Here is a 17,533-nt window from a genome sequence, read left to right on the forward strand (position 1 = left end):
TTAATTCTGCAATACCGATGACACCAGCAGCTGGGTATAGGGATGATGCGGATCGTCGAGCACGCGGTCGGTTAATCCACTTTCCACCACCTGGCCCTCTTTCATCACCATCAGGCGGTCAGCCAGCAGACGGGCGACGCCAAGATCGTGGGTGACAATCACCACCGCCAGGTTCAGTTCGCTAACCAGCCCGCGCAGCAGGTCCAGCAGGCGAGCCTGTACCGAGACATCAAGACCGCCGGTTGGCTCGTCCATAAAAACCAGTTTCGGCTGGGTGACGAGGTTACGGGCTATCTGCAAACGCTGTTGCATCCCGCCAGAGAAGGTGGTGGGCAGGTCATCGATGCGTGAAGCAGGGATCTCGACATCTTCCAGCCACTGCTGTGCGGTGGCGCGAATGTTGCCGTAGTGGCGCGCCCCGGTGGCCATCAGTCTTTCGCCGATATTTCCTCCGGCTGAGACCTGACGGCGCAGCCCGTCCAGCGGGTGCTGATGCACTACACCCCATTCGGTACGCAGCAGACGGCGGCGCTCTGCTTCGCTCATGGCGTATAAAGACTGCGCCTGGTACACCACCTCACCCTGCTGCGGTGCAAGACGGGCGGAAATCGATTTCAGCAACGTGGTTTTCCCTGAGCCGGATTCACCGACGATCCCCAGCACTTCGCCCGGCCACAGTTCGAACGAGACGTCGCTGAAGCCTTTACCCGGGGCGTAAAGATGGGTCAGATGATTCACGGAAAGCAGCGGTTGAGTCATTGGTCTAACGCCTCGCGTTGTTGGCGGCAGTAGTCGGTGTCGGAGCAGACAAACATCCGTTTGCCGCTGTCATCCAGCACCACTTCATCGAGATAGCTGTGGCGTGAGCCGCAGATGGCGCAGGGCTCGTCCCAGGTCTGAACGCTGAAGGGGTGGTCATCGAAATCGAGGCTCTCCACGCGGGTAAACGGCGGCACCGCGTAAATACGCTTCTCGCGCCCGGCGCCAAACAGCTGCAGGGCGGGCATCATATCCATCTTCGGGTTATCAAATTTCGGGATGGGCGAAGGATCCATAACGTAGCGATCGTTCACCTTTACCGGATAGGCGTAGGTGGTAGCGATATGGCCGAAGCGGGCGATGTCTTCGTACAGCTTCACCTGCATTACGCCGTACTCTTCCAGCGCATGCATCGTGCGGGTTTCGGTTTCGCGCGGTTCGATAAAGCGCAGCGGCTCCGGAATGGGCACCTGGTAGATAAGGATCTGATCTTCCGTCAGCGGCGTTTCCGGGATCCGGTGACGGGTCTGAACGATCGTCGCGTCTTCCGTGCGTTCAGTGGTATTCACCCCGGTCACGCGGGTGAAGAACTGGCGGATCGAGACGGCGTTTGTCGTGTCGTCTGCGCCCTGATCGATAACCTTCAGCACATCATGTTCGCCGATCACGCTGGCGGTAAGCTGGATCCCACCGGTGCCCCAGCCGTAGGGCATCGGCATTTCGCGTCCGCCGAACGGAACCTGATAACCGGGGATCGCCACCGCTTTGAGAATGGCGCGGCGAATCATACGTTTGGTTTGCTCATCAAGATAAGCAAAGTTGTAGCCCGTCAGCGGATTAGCCACGACGATCCTCCCGTTGCAGACGTTTCAGCAGTTCCAGTTCAGCCTGGAAATCCACGTAGTGCGGAAGCTTGAGGTGCGAGACAAACCCGGCGGCTTCCACGTTATCGGCATGTGCGAGCACAAACTCTTCGTCCTGCGCCGGGCCGGTGAGGTACTCATCGTAGTCCGGCGCCTGCAGCGAGCGGTCAACCAGCGCCATCGCCATGGCTTTTCGCTCGCTCATGCCGAAGGTGAGGCCGTAGCCGCGGGTGAAGTGCGGTGGCTCCGCTTCAGGGGCAACAAAACCGTTGACCATTTCACACTCGGTCATGAGCAATTCGCCGACGTTCACCGCAAAACCCAGCTCTTCCGGCACAATCTCCACCTCGATATAACCACTGCGGATCTCAGCGGCAAACGGATGATTGCGGCCATAGCCGCGCTGGGTGGAGTAGGCAAGTGCCAGCAGGTAGCCTTCGTCACCGCGCATCAGCTGCTGCAGCCTGGAGGCGCGTGAACAGGGATACACCGGCGGTGTACGGGTGATGTCATCCGGTACAGCGCCGCTGTCGGTTTCCTTTTTCGCGAGCCCCTGCTGCGCCAGCAGGCTGAATACGTGCGGGGCAGACTCTTGTTCCGGGGAGACCGGGGCCGGGGCGGGCGTTTCACCGTTAGCCAGCAGGGTAAAATCGAGCAGGCGATGGGTGTAGTCGTAGGTTGGTCCGAGCAGCTGGCCGCCGGGAATATCTTTATAGACGGCGGAGATGCGGCGTTCGAGGCGCATCTCCGCGCTGTTTAACGGCTCGCTGACCGCCAGTTTCGCAAGCGTCGTGCGGTAGGCACGCAGTAAAAAGATCGCCTCTACGTTATCGCCACTGGCCTGTTTCAGCGCCAGCGCCGCCAGCTCGCGATCGGCGATACCGCCTTCGGTCATCACCCGGTCGACGGCGAGATTCAGCTGCTGCTCTATCTGCGCGACCGTAAGCTCCGCAATGGCGTCATCTCCACGGCGTCGTTGTTCCTGTAAGAGATGGGCGGCGGCAATTGCCTTCTCGCCCCCTTTGACGGCGACATACATCAGCACACCTCAACATGGGTAGTCCGCGGGATAGCCAGCAGGCGCTCGCCGCAGGTGAGGATCAGATCCACACCGAGCGGGAAGGGGTGCGGGCGTTCGGTCAGTTCGTGAAGCAGGCATTCGGGCAGCTGCGGGGCAATCATGCGTTCTTCGGCAATACCGGCACCGGTGAGGCGCAGCATGCGTCCACCGCTGAGCGCCGGGATCTGCACTATCAGCGTGGCGCTGGTTTCCGGGGCGACGGCGCTGCCGCTGCAAAGTGCGTCCAGCTGCTCGGCGCTGAGGCTACCGTCGGCGACGGCGAACACCGCCTGCTGCGGTTGGCTCACCAGCGGTGCGTTGGTGTGAAAACGGAGGTTCTGACCCGCGATATCGTTGCTCATAGCGGCAGAGAGCCACACCGGCGTGTCGTTATCGGCAAGGGTTAACAGGACGCTGGTGGTGGCCAGATTGAGCGGCTGCCAGCCATGTTTGAGCTGATGCAGCGAGACAATCACGCCGGGTTCGCTCATCGCTTTCAGCAGGCGACGAAAACTGTGTTGGGCATCCTGCACCGGAAGGACAAAAGCGGTTTGTAGGGTCATGCGTTATCTCCGCGAACCAGAGTAAAGAAGTCGACCCGGCTGGCGTTAACCTCGGCACGGCGAGCGGCAATCAGCGCGTCGCGTTGCGCTTCCAGCGGGCAAATAAGGGTTTCCATCAGGGTCTGAAAATGGTGCGGTGCCTGGAGCAGTGCATCGATGACCGCACAGCGTTCGGCGTGGGGTTTATCGCGCCCAAGCACCCAGCTATAGCCGAGCGTGCCGTCGTTAAGGCGTACCACCGCGCGGGTCAGGGTTGCGTCACCGGCAAAAAAACGATCGCCGGTGCCGCCCATGCGCGCCTGTAGCTGGACTAACCCCGTTTCTGCCGGACGAATGAGGGAATATTCCGGTGCCAGTTTCAGGGACTGCATTCGGCTCTCAAGCACTGCAGGCTCGCTGTGGGCGAGGGCGGAGAGCCAGCGCTGACGGGTTTCGGTGTTGATTTTCATTCAGTGCTCCATGGTGAATTCAATCATGTCCGCGCGGGTCAGGCTGACGGAGTACTCCGCCGCGCTCTCCTCGCCATCACGATGGTTCAGGGTGCGCACGCACAGCAGCGGCGCCATGTTAGGAATTTCCAGCACCCGGCTCTCTTTGGCCTGCGCACGGCGGGCGCTGATGCGTGTCTGGGTACGAGTGAGCGAGACGCCGAGGCGTTCACGCAGAAAATCATGCAGCGAACCGTGGCTAAAATTCTGTAACTCCGGCCAGAAGCGCATATCGGCAAAGTAGTGATCGATAAGGCACAGTGCGATACCGTTCACCCGGCGTAGCGTACGTAGATGAATGATGTTGGCGCCTTCCTCCACGCCCAGCGCCTCCGCCACATGGCTCGACGCCGGGCGCAGTACCGAGAGCAGCTTTTCGCTGGTAGGGTGACTGCCCTGATCGAGCAGGTTCTGGCTGAAGCGAGCCTGAGCATTAAGCGGATAATCAAACGGGCGCATCAGCACCAGCACGCCAACGCCCTGGCGGCGCTGTACCCAGCCTTTTTCCACCAGCTGATCGATAGCGCGCCGCAGGGTATGGCGGTTGACGGCAAAGCGCGCCGCGAGCTGATGTTCAGCGGGCAACCAGTCGCCGCAGCGGTAGTGGCTCTGCAGCTCCTGCTCGAGCCTGGCGGCAATTTCCTGGTAGCGGGTCGGATAACTGGTCGGATGTCTGGACAAGTGCATAGCCATCAAAGCCTCGTTAATCAGATGAAGTGCTTACGCAGACGTTGGGAAAGAAAGTCCAGCAGGCTGACGGTGATGATGATGACCACCATCAGGGCGCAGGTTTGCGGGAACTGGAAGCCACGGATCGCCTCCCACAGCGTCACCCCGATACCCCCCGCGCCGACCATGCCGACGACGGTGGCGGAGCGCACGTTGGATTCAAAGCGGTACAGCGAGTAGGAGATAAGCAACGGCATCACCTGCGGCAACACGCCGTAGAGGATCTCTTCAATTTTGTTGGCGCCGGTGGCGCGGATGCCTTCAACCGGCCCGGGCTCGATAGCTTCCACCGCCTCGGAGAGCAGTTTCGACAGCACGCCGGTGGTGTGAATGAACAGGGCCAGAACTCCGGCAAATGGGCCAAGCCCTACCGCCACGACGAACAGCATGGCGAAAACCATTTCGTTGATGGCGCGACAGGCGTCCATCAGGCGACGCATCGGCTGGTAGATCCACCATGGCACCAGGTTGTCGGCACACATCAGGCCAAACGGAATTGACAGAACGACGGCAAGCGCCGTCCCCCAGACGGCAATCTGCAGCGTGACTGCCATTTCGCTGAGATAGTACTGCCACTGGCTGAAATCAGGAGGAAAGAAATCGGCGGCGAAGGTGACCATGTTGCCGGAGTCTTTGAACAAGGTCAGCGGCGCCATTTCTGCGCCCTGCCAGGAGACAATCAGTACTGCCAGCAGAACGGCCCAGCACACCTGCGAGAACCAACTGCGTTTAGGGGGAGGAACGGTGATGGTTTGCATGTTGCTTCCTTAATCTTTTCTTCCTCTCCCCGTGGGAGAGGGCATCAGCGTGTGCATATCCCCCTCTCCCTCAGGGGAGAGGGGGATAAAATCATTGCACCGCTTTATTCACCGAGCTCATGGCACCCAGCGCGGCGGTCAGGCGATCGAGGTCGTCCAGCTGCGCCTGAAGCGTTGACACCTGGCTGGTTTTCTCCTGCTCGTTCAGACCTTTGTTGTCCTTCACGCCCTGCATCTGTTTAAACAGCGCCAGCTGGCGAATCGGCACCAGCTGCAGGTCGCTTGATGGACGGAATGGGGCCCATCCCAGGCGAGCGAGAACTTCTTTCTGCTCCGGCGTTTTGCCGTAGTTCATGAAGAAGTCGTACACCTTGTCCTTGGTGGTTTCGGAGAGGTTTTTACGCCACACGATCGGGTCGCCCGGGATCAGCGGTGACTTCCAGATAACCTTCAGTTCTTTCAGCTTGTCTGGTGCAGAAGTCTTCAGTTTGTCGAGGTTTTCGGTGTTGTTGGTCGCCACATCCACCTGTTTGTTAGCCACCGCAAGGGCGTTGGTTTCGTGGTTGGCGTTAACGGTGCGTTTGAATTCAGTCGGGGAGGCGTTGTTTTTCGCGAAGACGTAATAACCGGGAACGAGGAAACCAGAGGTGGAGTTCGGATCGCCGTTACCGAAGGTCAGCTCTTTGCGCTTCGCCAGCAGATCGTTCAGGTTATTGATGGGGCTGTCTTTATTGACGATAAGCACGCTCCAGTAGCCCGGAGAACCGTCAGCCGCCACCGTCTGTGCGAAGACCTGGCCGTTGGCGCGATCGACGGCTTCCATTGCCGACAGGTTGCCGTACCAGGCGATGTCGACTTTGTTAAAACGCATCCCCTGGATGATGCCGGCGTAGTCTGGTGCGAAGAAGGCGTTAACCTTCATGCCGAGGGACTTCTCCATATCCTTCAGGAACGGGTCCCACTGTGGTTTGAGGTTCTGCTGTGATTCTGTCGAAATAATGCCAAAATTCAGCGACTTTTCCTGCTCGTCCGCGTGGGCCGGGCTTAACAGAGTGCTGATGCTGAACATGCTGGTGAACGCCAGCGCGGCAACCGTCTTATAACTCATTTCCAGTCCTCGGTATGGGTAACGTCATTAAGCGGCCTGTGCGTTCTCATCGACGCGGTTCAGGCTGCGATAGAGATGGTCGAATCTTTCGTTATCAAACAACTGGCTACTGCCGTCATAGAACACGTGACCCTGACGCAGGGCGACGATGCGCTCGCAGTAGCGCAGGGCGTAATCCACCTGGTGCAGAGTGACGACGACCGTGATGCCGTCTTTCTGATTAATATCGCGCAGGGTGTCCATCACGATGCGCGCCGATTCCGGGTCAAGCGAGGCGATAGGCTCGTCGGCAAGAATGACTTTGGCCTGCTGCATCAGGGCGCGGGCAATCGCCACTCGCTGCTGTTGCCCACCGGACAGGGTGGACACACGCTGATGAGCCATATGCGCCATGCCAACGCGGGTTAAAGCTTGCAGGGCTTGCTGTTTTTGCGCGGTACTGAACCAGTTGAAGCAGGTGCGCCAGAACGGCGTGCTACCGAGCGCGCCAATCAGCACGTTTTCAAGCACGCTTAGTCGGTTCACCAGATTGAACTGCTGGAAGATGCAGCCGGTGTGAGCACGGCTTTTGCGGATATCGCGTGCCAGGCGGCCCGCTTTCTGTACCGTACGGCCGAGCAGCTCAACGTGGCTGTCCGGGGTCTTATCACCGACGATAAGGCCACTTAAGTGGCGTAAGAGGGTGGATTTGCCAGAGCCAGATGGCCCAAGCAGAGCGACCATCTCACCGGAATTTATTGTGAGATCAACGCGGTGAAGCGCCTGATGCTGCTGGAAAGTCTTACTCAGTTTCTCAACACGAATCATCGTTTGCATGATGCGGCCTCCATAAAAAGTGGCCCCATCCTGGCGGATTAGTGTGACATTTTGGTTAAGTGATGGTTACTGAGAGATGAAGAGTTCACGAGGCTAAGTGACGGGCCACGTTCGGGCCCGTCCGGACAGGGTTACTGCGCTTTTACGGCATTGACCAGCCACGGCACGCCGAATTTATCGGTGACGGTCCCAAAACCCTCCGCCCAGAAGGTTTCCTGCCAGGCCATCCCGATTTTTCCGCCTTCCGCCAGCGCATCGAACCAGGCTTTGCCAACGTTCACGTTCGGCGGATCCAGCGCGAGGGTAAAGCCGGAATATTGCAGATTTTCACGCTGCATTCCGTCACTCATCATGATACTGCTCTCGGCAATACGCAGGTTAGCGTGAGCGATATCAGTGTCTGAGAACTGCATGTTAGAGGCACAGCCTTCATCGCTGTTCTGATCGTTTTTCGGCATTTCGCCGAAGGTAATTTTGTAGAGGAGTTCTGCACCCAGCGCTTTTTGATAAAAGGCGATGGCATCGGCGCAGTTGCCAGGGAATGAGACGTAGGGACTTAACGGCATAATCGTTACCTCAGAAAAGGGAAACCCGTTAAGTGTAGTTCGATTTTTGTACAGATCACAGGAGGGATAAACGAAGTGCATCGGGGAACATACCCGGCAGCGCTGGGCTTACCGGGCATACCTAACAGAAAAATCAGTTCTTTTTCACGAACTCAGATTTCAGTTTCATCGGGCCAAAGCCATCAATTTTGCAGTCGATGTTGTGATCGCCTTCAACCAGACGGATGTTCTTCACTTTGGTGCCGATTTTCAGCATGGAAGAGCTGCCTTTAACCTTCAGGTCTTTCACGACCGTCACGCTGTCGCCGTCAGCCAGCAGGTTACCGTTAGCATCTTTTACGATCAGGGCATCAGCGTCCTGTGCAGGCTCAGCATCGTTCCATTCGTGCGCGCATTCCGGGCAGATGTACATGCCATTGTCTTCATAGGTATATTCGGAATTACATTTTGGGCAGTGTGGAAGTGACATCGAAAAAATCCTCTCAAAAAATGGCAGTTCGCCGAAAATAGGCCCAATTATACCTCAAATCCCCACATTTGTCGGTACTATTTCTGAACGTAGCGATAACCATACTGCAGAAGTCCCTGCAATCACGTAGGGAAAATAACTAAAGATATATCCGGATTATTTTTTAAAATGCGCTACGCTGTTTATCGCTCGCTTTCTATCGGGCTCAAGTCGGAATAAAATATTAATGAATACAAGCATAAAGATATTCGATGTAATTAAAAATATATTCCAAAAACAATATCCGGCTAATAAGAAAAGCAACAATTAAAAGTAATAAAATTTGCGTTAAGGGAATACTTTAACCATGTACACACAGACAATATACGAATTAAGCCAGGAAGCTGAACGCTTGCTGCAGCTTGCGTTACAGCAACTGCAACAACTGAGTGCGTTACCGGGCAACAGTGCGCAAGATTTACCCGCGTCAAACTCTGCGGTTTTCAGCGCCCAGGAAATTAGCGCTCAGCAGGCCACGCTACATAATGAGCTGCGCAAGGTGACGCGGCTGGAAATGGTACTGGCGATTGTTGGGACGATGAAGGCAGGTAAATCAACCACCATCAATGCCATCGTGGGTACTGAGGTGTTACCCAATCGCAATCGCCCGATGACGGCATTACCGACGCTGATCCGCCATACGGCGGGTCAGAAAGAGCCGAGTCTGCATTTTATGCATCCGGAGCCTATCGATAATCTTATGCAGGCGCTGCAGGGAAAGCTCCGCCATATCGATCGCGCAACGCTTGCAGAAACGCTGGAGCTGGATAAGGACATGGCGGCGCTGCTGGAGCGTATTGCTCACGGGGTGGCATTCGAAAAGCACTATCTGGGCGCGCAGCCGATTTTCCACTGCCTGAAAAGCCTCAACGATCTGGTGCGTCTGTCGCAGGTGCTGGAGGTAGATTTCCCTTTTGCCGACTATGCCGCCATTGAGCACATTCCGGTGATTGAGGTGGAGTTTGTCCATCTTGCCGGGATGGGCAATTTTCCCGGCCAGCTCACCCTGCTGGATACGCCGGGGCCGAATGAGGCGGGTCAGCCGCATCTGCAAAAGATGCTGGATGAACAGCTGGCACGTGCATCGGCGGTGCTGGTGGTGATGGACTACACCCAGCTTAAGTCCGTTTCCGATCAGGAAGTACGTCAGGCGGTGACGGCAGTAGGGCCGTCGGTACCGTTGTACGCGCTGGTGAATAAGTTCGATCAACAAGATCGTAACAGCGATGACGAAGATCAGGTGCGGGCGCTCATCTGCGGGACGCTGATGAAAGGCAGCATTCGCCCCGGGCAGATCTTTCCGGTCTCTTCGATGTGGGGTTATCTGGCAAACCGGGCACGCCATGAGCTTGTTCTGCGTGGGAAGCTTCCGCCGCCGGACGAGCAGCGCTGGGTACAGGACTTTGCCGAAGCGGCGCTGGGCCGTCGCTGGCGCAGTGCCGATCTTAACGATATTGAACACATTCGCCATGCGGCGGATCTGCTGTGGGAAGATTCGCTCTTTGAACAGCCTATCAGCAAGCTACTGCACGCGGCGCATCTCAATGCGTCACTGTTCGCCCTGCGTTCTGCCTCGCACAAGCTGCTGAATTATGCTCAGGCGGCGCAGGAGTATCTGGATTTCCGCCAGCAGGTGATGAGTGTGAAATTCGATACACTTATCCATCATATCGATGAACTTGAAGTCAGTATGACGCAGTTTGCTGCCCGCAGGCAGCGTGTTAATGATGAGATTGCCCATGAGGTCGGGCAGTCGATGTCGGCGGTGAATGCTGCGATTAGTGAGCTTCAGGAGAGTGCCTGCCGCCGGGCTGACGCCTGGTTTAGCGCAGACAGTCTGCGCACACTGTGCGGTGAGGTGGACGCTGAGCTGCGGATGCTGTCGCCTGCTGAAGTGAACGAAGTGGTGTTGAGCGACGAAAGTCAGGCGCATTGTCTGCTGAGTAAAATTCGTCAGGGATGCGAAAGCGTACTGCTCGGTACCCAGGAAACTATCAGTCGGGAGGTTTCCGCTCGCTTTAGCCAGCTTGAATCAAGCCTGGCGCGCATTCTGCAGGAATCTGTCAAACCCATTGAGCAGCATATTAAAGAGGAACTCAGCCAGTCTGGCTTTCGCGCCAGGGTGAGCCTGCCCACGTTCCGCGCCGGACTTCTGGATTTTAACCTGCCGGAGATCTTCAGTGATGCCATCGTGCGGGAGGATGCCCCCGCCGGTCAGGCGCTGAAGGGCGGGATGCGCGAGTCGGTATCGCGTTGGTTGAATAATCCGGGCTGGAGCTGGGATGACTACGTGATGACGCAGTCCCGCTTTGTTATCGACCTCGCGCAGCTGAAGCAGAAACTGAGTGCACATATTGCGCATTTTTGTGAGCAAATCCTTAAAGCATTAGCGGCGCAGGTCGATGTTTCTGTTACTGCGGGGATGACCGCTTTCTTTGCCGGTTTTTCACGAAGCCTTGCCGGTTTGCAAAAAAGTTTGCAGGAGAGCCTTCTCATCCGTCAGCTACACCATTCGGCAGTGATGACGTTAAACCAGCAATTGCAGCAGCATCAGGCAGCAGTGCGCTGGGTTGAGGAAGATACGCGTCTGCTCCGGGATGATATTCAGGCTCTATTTGCGGCAGAAATGAAATGAATACGCGATTGCTGGAAGGCCCAGGGCGTTTGCTCGAATCTGTTCACCCGAAATTTATCGAGGCGCTGATCCTCGGCATCGATAATCCTCGTCGGGAAGCCGTTACGCCGCAGCAGCAGTTGTTCCGCGATCGGCTGATGAAAGAGATTGTGGCGCAGACCCAGCTCATGCCATGGGCCGTTGCCGGGCTGTTTGCTGATACGCCGGTGATGCGCCTGGGGCTTGCAGAAAAGCTGGCTGGTATGTTTGACCCGGGCCATCTGGCGCTGACGCGTATGAGCCGGTACTTACAAACCCTGCAAACGCAAAGCCGGGGCTCACCGGAGCTCCGTGAACAATATGGCGCGGTGGCAGAGCAATTTCTTCAGCGGGCCACCCACAAACAGCGTGCGCTGAGCCAGCGCGGGCTGATGGTACAGGCGGGCGAGCACAGCGACCAGGTTTTCACCCGCTGGCATGCGGGTAGTTATGACGGCTGGTCACTCGCCGGGCGCTGTTTTATCGCGCTGGAAGAGCTGCGCTGGGGGGCGTTTGGCGATGCCTGTCGTCTGGCGAATGACGAAGTGCGTACGCTGTTGAAAGAGAACCTTCGGAGTATGGCGAGTCAGTATCTGGCTGAGAGTATGAATGCATCGTCGCAGGAACGGCATTTCTATCATCAATGGTTGACCGCACCGGTCAGCGCGTTGTTGATGGATTATCGCGAAATGCTGGGCTGGCTCGGCAATGAATGCACCGCGCAGCACCATCCTGTGAGCTGGTCCATCACTCAGACCTGGCAGACCGTTGCGTTGGGGATGCCGCGTATTTGTTCCGCGGCGAGGCTGGTGGATGCGATGATGGAAGAGCTTTTTTCTCAGGAAGAAATACCGGGTTCTCATCCACGAAAATAATGGTGCATTAATGGAGAATATATCGTTATTACATGGTGTAAATCATGCCTGAAAATAGTGTTTTTTTACCTCGCTGAATCCCCATAAATATCGGCTGAAATTGTCAGATTTATCGACCCTCTCTATTTTCGTGAGGTTGATCACAAATATAAACGCTGTTAGGGTAAAAGGCAGAGTCTGAATTTTTCCCGTCCGGAAAAGGGTGCGGTCAATATTCAGAGCTTGCCTGAGCAGGCGTCAACAGGTTCGGTTGTACAAAGGGTGAGCAGCCCGTGCAGGCAAACCTGCTACGCTTGAAATGAGGAGCACAGCATTTCGTTACTCCAGCCACGCACGATGACCACCACAGGGTGCTGTCGTCACAAAAAAGTGCGGGCGTGACGAAAGATTACGAGGAAAACATATGCTTAAAAGGAAAAGAATAAAGCCAATTACACTCCGGGATGTCACCATCATCGATGATGGTAAATTGCGTAAAGCGATAACAGCCGCCTCTCTTGGCAACGCAATGGAATGGTTTGATTTTGGTGTTTATGGTTTCGTGGCCTTCGCCTTAGGTAAGGTCTTCTTCCCTGATGCAAACCCCAGCGTGCAGATGATTGCTGCCCTGGCGACCTTCTCCGTACCCTTCCTGATCCGCCCGCTGGGTGGTCTGTTCTTCGGGATGCTCGGCGACAAGTATGGCCGACAAAAAATTCTGGCAATCACCATCGTCATCATGTCGCTCAGTACCTTCTGTATCGGTCTGATCCCGTCCTATGCGTCGATTGGTATCTGGGCTCCGGTTCTGCTGCTGCTGTGTAAGATGGCGCAGGGTTTCTCCGTGGGTGGGGAATACACCGGTGCCTCTATCTTTGTGGCCGAGTATTCGCCGGACCGCAAGCGTGGATTTATGGGCAGCTGGCTCGACTTTGGCTCTATTGCCGGGTTTGTGCTGGGTGCTGGCGTGGTGGTGCTGATCTCCACCGTGGTGGGTGAAGAAAACTTCCTGTCATGGGGCTGGCGTATTCCGTTCTTCCTCGCGCTGCCGCTAGGGTTGATTGGTCTTTACCTGCGCCACGCGCTGGAAGAGACCCCGGCGTTCCAGCAGCATGTCGATAAGCTTGAGCAGGGTGACCGCCAGGGTCTGCAGGACGGCCCGAAGGTCTCCTTCAAAGAGATTGCTACGAAGCACTGGCGCAGCCTGCTGGCGTGTATTGGTCTGGTGATTTCCACCAACGTGACCTACTACATGTTGCTGACCTATATGCCGAGCTACCTGTCGCATAACCTGCACTACTCGGAAGATCACGGGGTGCTTATCATCATCGCCATCATGATTGGTATGCTGTTTGTGCAGCCGGTGATGGGGCTTCTGAGCGACCGCTTTGGCCGCCGTCCGTTTGTGATGATTGGTAGTGTGGCGCTGTTTATCCTGGCTATTCCGTCCTTTATGTTGATTAACAGCGACGTGATTGGGCTCATTTTTGCCGGCTTGCTGATGCTGGCTGTGATCCTGAACTGTTTTACCGGGGTGATGGCCTCCTCGCTGCCGGCAATGTTCCCGACGCATATTCGTTATAGCGCGCTGGCAGCGGCCTTTAACATCTCGGTACTGATTGCTGGTTTAACGCCAACGCTTGCAGCATGGCTGGTGGAAGCCTCACAGAATCTGATGATGCCAGCGTATTACCTGATGGTGATTGCGGTGATTGGCCTGATTACGGGGCTGATGATGAAAGAGACCGCGAATCTGCCGCTGAAAGGGGCAACGCCTGCGGCGTCTGACCTTCAGGAAGCGAAAGAAATCCTGCGGGAGCATCACGATAACATCGAGCAGAAGATTGACGATCTCGACAAAGAGATTGCCGAGCTTCAGGAGAAACGCTCGCGGTTGGTGCAGCAGCATCCCAAAATAAACGAATAATTGTGACAGTGAAAAACCCGGATTTCCGGGTTTTTTATTTGATAAACAAATAAAAAACACAATATTGTCGATATATTCCCGTCTGGAAACTTCTGAAAAAGGAGGTCAAGGAGTGGTCAGCGCACTCTTCCTCATCTAATCTGATAACGGAGCGGTATTGGTTCTGGCCGTTAGTTATCTATTTTAAAGTCCTTCATAAAATGAAAAATTCTTTAATTACCGGGCTGCTGGCTTTGACACTGCTCGGTTTCAGTGTTGCCATAATTGACTGGCAACTTTTTCGTTCTGCACAGACCAGGACGACGAATCATGCTGCACAAGCGTTAAAGCAAACTGAAAATATGCTCGATGATGCCAGGCAGGCCACCGAAGACGCCCGGGTATTATTAACCAGCCGCTGCACGCCAGATACACAGCAAACGCTCAATGAATTAGCCGCATTTTTACCTCACGTTCGCTCGGTGAGTTTATTGCGTGGGGAGTGGATCTGGTGCTCTTCGCTGCTGGGCGCAAAAACGGAGCTGGTACCCTATAGTGCGCTGCCGCGAACCTCGCTGATGTTTTATACCGACAACCGTTCACCGCGACAGGTTTCACGGCTGGTTTATCTGGCGTCGTTTCCGACCGGACACGTGGTGGTGACCCTGCGCGACGTCTATCTGCGCGACAGCCTGGAGGTGCCTCCCGGGGAATCTCCGCTGTATCTGCAGGTAGGGGAGCAGAAATACTCCTGGAATGGCTCCCTCAGCGCGGTCGGGCCGGGGTTAACGCAATTAGCTTCCGCACGTTATGACTTTGGCGTGAGCTTTGAGCCACCCGCGCGCTTTAGCCCGCAGCGCCTTTGGGAGCAGGGCTGGCTGTTGCTGCTGTTTTCTCTGCTGTGGTCGTTTGGTGCCGCACTTCTGCTATGGCGCTACCTGAACAAATTCACCAGTCCGGAAGAAACGCTGAAAAACGCCATCAGCCAGGGAGAAATTGTGCCGTACTATCAGCCGGTGGTGAACGGTATCACCGGCGAGATCCATGGCTACGAAGTGCTGGCGCGCTGGAAGCACCCGGTCTCTGGATTTATTCCTCCGGATGTGTTTATTCCGGTGGCGGAAAAAAGCGGCCTGATCCTGCCGCTGACCCACCATCTGATGATGAGCACGATGCGTGATATGCAAACGATTATGGCTGACGTACCGGAGGGGCTGCATATCAGCTTCAACATCAGCGCCGCGCATATTCATTCGCCGGGGCTGCTGGATGATTGCCGTACGTTTATTGCCGCCTTTGGTGCAAAGCGCGTGACGTTGATTCTGGAAATTACCGAGCGGGAACCGCTGGAGCTGACGACGGAAAGCCGCAAAGCGCTGGCGGATTTGCGGGAAAATGGCGTGGCGCTGGCGCTGGATGATTTCGGTACCGGCTATTCCGGGCTGGCCTATCTGAATGAATTTTCGGTGGATTACATCAAAATTGACCGCAGCTTCGTTGGGCGGATCACCGAAGATCCGGAGTCGACCCGGCTGGTGGACTGCGTTATCGATATGGCGAAGGCGCTGTCGCTACGGATTGTGGCGGAAGGGGTCGAGACTGCCCAGCAGCTCGACCATATGAACCAGCAGCACATCACCCTGTTACAGGGCTATTACTTCTGGGCACCGCTGCCGTTTGAGAAACTGACCGAGGTGCTGCTGCGCCCGGAGATCCGAACCACCGGGCGCGCATAAGTTTACTGTAACGCTTTCAGGATGGTGTATCCGGCCTGGATGCGTGCCGGATTCGGGTAGCTTTTGTTTGCCAGCATCACGATACCAAGCTGCTGCTCCGGGATAAATGCGACGTAAGCCCCAAAGCCGCCGGTGGAGCCGGTTTTATGCACCCAGGAGGCGGCAACGGCAGGAACCGGTGGTTCTACTGCGGCTGCCGGGTGCGGTGCCAGCGCCACAGCGCCATCACCGTCTTTCGCCATAGCTGCGCCATTAACCGGCCAGTTGAGCATCTCCCAACCCAGCCCCTGATACATGCTGCCAATGCGCCAGTAGCGCGCCTGTGCCATCTCCAGCCCTTTCTTCAACGTCGGGCTGCTGGCATGCTGCGGAGCCATGTTCGCCTGCAGCCAGGCAGCCATATCCGTGACCGAGGATTTCACGCCGTAGGATTCGGCATCCAGCATGCCGGGTGAAACGTGGACCGGCTGGCCGTCGCGATAGCCCCAGGCGTAGTTTTTCTCTTCTGATGCCGGAACGGTTATCCACGTGTGTTTCAGATTCAGCGGCTGCAGTACACGCTGGTTCATGGCCTCTTCAAAGCCAAGCCCGGAAGGTTTTACCGCCAGCGCGCCGAAAAGGCCAATGCTGCTGTTGGCATACAACCGGGTGGTGCCCGGCGCCCATTTCGGCTGCCACTGCTGATAGAACTCAAGCAGCGAAGCGTTGTCCGTGACGTTATCCGGCACCTGCAGCGGCAGGCCACCCGCGGTATAGGTCGCCAGGTCCAGCATGGTAATCCCTTGCCACTGCCTGGCGTTAAGCTCTGGCCAGTACTGATTTGCTTTATCGCTGAGCTTGATTTCACCACGGGCAACGGCATCACCACCCAGTACGCCGGTGAAAGTTTTGCTAACGGAGCCGAGTTCGAACAGCGTCTGCGTGGTGACCGGACGGTTGTTCTGCACATCCGCTTTACCCCAGGTAAAGTAATACGGCTGGCCCTGATAAATCACCGCTACCGCCATTCCCGGGATCGCCTGCTCTTTAAGCAGAGGCACAATAGTACGATTCACCGCCTGAGCTATCTGCTCCGCGGTAAGCGTTTTCGGCGCAGCAATGCCCGCCGTAGAGAGCGAAAGTGCGGCCAGCGCCAGTACGCCATTCAACATTTTTTGCATGGGTGAAAACCTTCCATAGAGTGAGAGAGATGTCAGGGCCCTTAAGACGCGCTCAGTCTGTGGGATTTGACAGCGGCTGACAAACGATTAAATTTAGCATCTGCCTACAGTTTTTCTAACAGATATCATCATGACCCGAAGCTATATTCCGCTCAACGCCCTGCGCGCCTTCGAGGCTGCCGCGCGACACTTAAGTTTTACTCACGCGGCTATTGAGCTGAACGTGACCCATTCTGCTATCAGCCAGCAGGTGAAAACTCTTGAAGAACACCTTAATTGTCAGCTATTTGTGCGGGTATCGCGCGGGCTGATGCTGACGACGGAAGGGGAAAATTTACTGCCGGTACTGAATGACTCCTTTGACCGCATTGCCGATACCCTCGATCGCTTTAGCGCCCAACAACTGCGAGAAAAACTTAAAATAGGCGTAGTCGGGACCTTTGCCGTAGGGTTCTTACTGCCACGGCTGGAGGCTTTTCGTCGCCGGTGCCCGCACATCGATCTGCATCTGTCGACGCATAACAACCGGGTCGATCCGGCGGCAGAAGGACTGGATTATACTATTCGCTTTGGCAGCGGCGCCTGGCATGGTACCGAAGCGATATTCCTTTGCGATGCGCCGCTTTCCGCGCTATGTGCGCCGGGGATTGCCGAAATGCTGCACAAGCCTGCCGATGTGCTTAACTACACCCTGCTGCGCTCCTACCGCCGTGATGAATGGGCGGCATGGCTGACGGCTGCCGGGGAAGCGCCGCCTGCGCCGACGCATCCGGTGATGGTGTTTGACACTTCGCTGGCGATGCTTGAGGCTGCGCAGTGTGGTGCAGGGATTGCGATTGCGCCGACCAGCATGTTCAGCCATTTGCTTAACAGCGAGCGTATCGTACAGCCGTTCCCGACCCAGATTAGCCTTGGCGGATACTGGCTGACGCGCCTGCAATCTCGCCCGGAAACCGCCGCGATGCGTGATTTTGCCGCCTGGATTGCGACGCAGTGGTAACCACTA

At 56.3% G+C, this 17,533-nt stretch carries 17 protein-coding genes; 5 read left to right on the forward strand and 12 right to left on the reverse strand.

The genetic code is table 11. The features are described from left to right. From phnK to C7387_RS15475, 11 genes are all read right to left on the reverse strand, one after another. Positions 1 to 759 carry a phosphonate C-P lyase system protein PhnK gene (phnK, locus tag C7387_RS15425; protein ID WP_006816733.1) on the reverse strand — a complete coding sequence of 253 codons (759 nt, stop codon included), beginning with the start codon at positions 757 to 759 and terminating at the stop codon, positions 1 to 3. Beyond that, a complete protein-coding gene (locus C7387_RS15430) occupies positions 756 to 1,604 on the reverse strand; it encodes an alpha-D-ribose 1-methylphosphonate 5-phosphate C-P-lyase PhnJ (protein WP_006816734.1) in 849 nt (282 codons plus the stop codon). The genes phnK and C7387_RS15430 overlap by 4 nt, the downstream gene beginning before the upstream one ends. Beyond that, the gene (locus C7387_RS15435; RefSeq protein WP_038252759.1) at positions 1,597 to 2,661 is read right to left on the reverse strand and encodes a carbon-phosphorus lyase complex subunit; all 1,065 of its coding nucleotides are present in this window, start codon (positions 2,659 to 2,661) and stop codon (positions 1,597 to 1,599) included. Before C7387_RS15435 ends, C7387_RS15430 begins: the two co-directional genes overlap by 8 nt. Then, positions 2,661 to 3,245, reverse strand: a complete 585-nt coding sequence (phnH, locus tag C7387_RS15440) for a phosphonate C-P lyase system protein PhnH (RefSeq protein WP_006816736.1) — start codon at positions 3,243 to 3,245, stop codon at positions 2,661 to 2,663. Before phnH ends, C7387_RS15435 begins: the two co-directional genes overlap by 1 nt. Further along, the gene (gene phnG / locus C7387_RS15445; protein WP_120817016.1) at positions 3,242 to 3,694 is read right to left on the reverse strand and encodes a phosphonate C-P lyase system protein PhnG; all 453 of its coding nucleotides are present in this window, start codon (positions 3,692 to 3,694) and stop codon (positions 3,242 to 3,244) included. Before phnG ends, phnH begins: the two co-directional genes overlap by 4 nt. After that, positions 3,695 to 4,420 carry a phosphonate metabolism transcriptional regulator PhnF gene (gene phnF / locus C7387_RS15450; protein ID WP_040902786.1) on the reverse strand — a complete coding sequence of 242 codons (726 nt, stop codon included), beginning with the start codon at positions 4,418 to 4,420 and terminating at the stop codon, positions 3,695 to 3,697. Positions 4,421 to 4,440: 20 nt separating this feature from the next. Then, positions 4,441 to 5,220 carry a phosphonate ABC transporter, permease protein PhnE gene (gene phnE, locus C7387_RS15455; protein WP_120817017.1) on the reverse strand — a complete coding sequence of 260 codons (780 nt, stop codon included), beginning with the start codon at positions 5,218 to 5,220 and terminating at the stop codon, positions 4,441 to 4,443. A 91-nt stretch (positions 5,221 to 5,311) separates the two neighbouring features. Further along, positions 5,312 to 6,328, reverse strand: a complete 1,017-nt coding sequence (gene phnD / locus C7387_RS15460; protein WP_006816740.1) for a phosphonate ABC transporter substrate-binding protein — start codon at positions 6,326 to 6,328, stop codon at positions 5,312 to 5,314. A gap of 27 nt (positions 6,329 to 6,355) precedes the next feature. Then, on the reverse strand, positions 6,356 to 7,144 hold the full coding sequence (phnC, locus tag C7387_RS15465; protein ID WP_038252757.1) for a phosphonate ABC transporter ATP-binding protein: 789 nt from the start codon (positions 7,142 to 7,144) through the stop codon (positions 6,356 to 6,358). A 131-nt stretch (positions 7,145 to 7,275) separates the two neighbouring features. Further along, positions 7,276 to 7,710: a VOC family metalloprotein YjdN gene (gene yjdN, locus C7387_RS15470; protein WP_006816742.1), complete on the reverse strand. Its 435-nt coding sequence runs from the start codon at positions 7,708 to 7,710 to the stop codon at positions 7,276 to 7,278. A 133-nt stretch (positions 7,711 to 7,843) separates the two neighbouring features. Next, positions 7,844 to 8,179, reverse strand: a complete 336-nt coding sequence (locus C7387_RS15475; RefSeq protein ID WP_038252755.1) for a zinc ribbon domain-containing protein YjdM — start codon at positions 8,177 to 8,179, stop codon at positions 7,844 to 7,846. Between the two features lie 346 nt (positions 8,180 to 8,525). Between C7387_RS15475 and crfC the strand changes: the two genes are divergently transcribed. The 4 genes from crfC (at position 8,526) to C7387_RS15495 (ending at position 15,367) form a co-directional block, all read left to right on the forward strand. Beyond that, positions 8,526 to 10,853 carry a clamp-binding protein CrfC gene (crfC, locus tag C7387_RS15480; protein ID WP_006816744.1) on the forward strand — a complete coding sequence of 776 codons (2,328 nt, stop codon included), beginning with the start codon at positions 8,526 to 8,528 and terminating at the stop codon, positions 10,851 to 10,853. Next, positions 10,850 to 11,746 (forward strand): diguanylate cyclase regulator RdcB family protein, encoded by an 897-nt coding sequence (locus C7387_RS15485; protein ID WP_120817018.1) that lies wholly within the window; start codon positions 10,850 to 10,852, stop codon positions 11,744 to 11,746. Before crfC ends, C7387_RS15485 begins: the two co-directional genes overlap by 4 nt. Before the next feature lie 403 nt (positions 11,747 to 12,149). Next, a complete protein-coding gene (gene proP / locus C7387_RS15490) occupies positions 12,150 to 13,652 on the forward strand; it encodes a glycine betaine/L-proline transporter ProP (RefSeq protein WP_120817019.1) in 1,503 nt (500 codons plus the stop codon). Between the two features lie 200 nt (positions 13,653 to 13,852). Beyond that, positions 13,853 to 15,367: an EAL domain-containing protein gene (locus tag C7387_RS15495; protein ID WP_120817020.1), complete on the forward strand. Its 1,515-nt coding sequence runs from the start codon at positions 13,853 to 13,855 to the stop codon at positions 15,365 to 15,367. A 2-nt stretch (positions 15,368 to 15,369) separates the two neighbouring features. On the opposite strand, the gene ampC is transcribed toward C7387_RS15495, so the two are convergent. Then, positions 15,370 to 16,518 carry a CMY2/MIR/ACT/EC family class C beta-lactamase gene (gene ampC, locus C7387_RS15500; RefSeq protein ID WP_112471478.1) on the reverse strand — a complete coding sequence of 383 codons (1,149 nt, stop codon included), beginning with the start codon at positions 16,516 to 16,518 and terminating at the stop codon, positions 15,370 to 15,372. A gap of 139 nt (positions 16,519 to 16,657) precedes the next feature. Here ampC and ampR point away from each other — a divergent pair, with 139 nt between their 5' ends. After that, positions 16,658 to 17,527, forward strand: a complete 870-nt coding sequence (gene ampR / locus C7387_RS15505) for a LysR family transcriptional regulator AmpR (RefSeq protein ID WP_038252747.1) — start codon at positions 16,658 to 16,660, stop codon at positions 17,525 to 17,527. The last annotated feature ends 6 nt before the right edge of the window (positions 17,528 to 17,533 follow it).

Source organism: Yokenella regensburgei, assembly GCF_003634235.1.
Lineage (GTDB): Bacteria > Pseudomonadota > Gammaproteobacteria > Enterobacterales > Enterobacteriaceae > Yokenella > Yokenella regensburgei.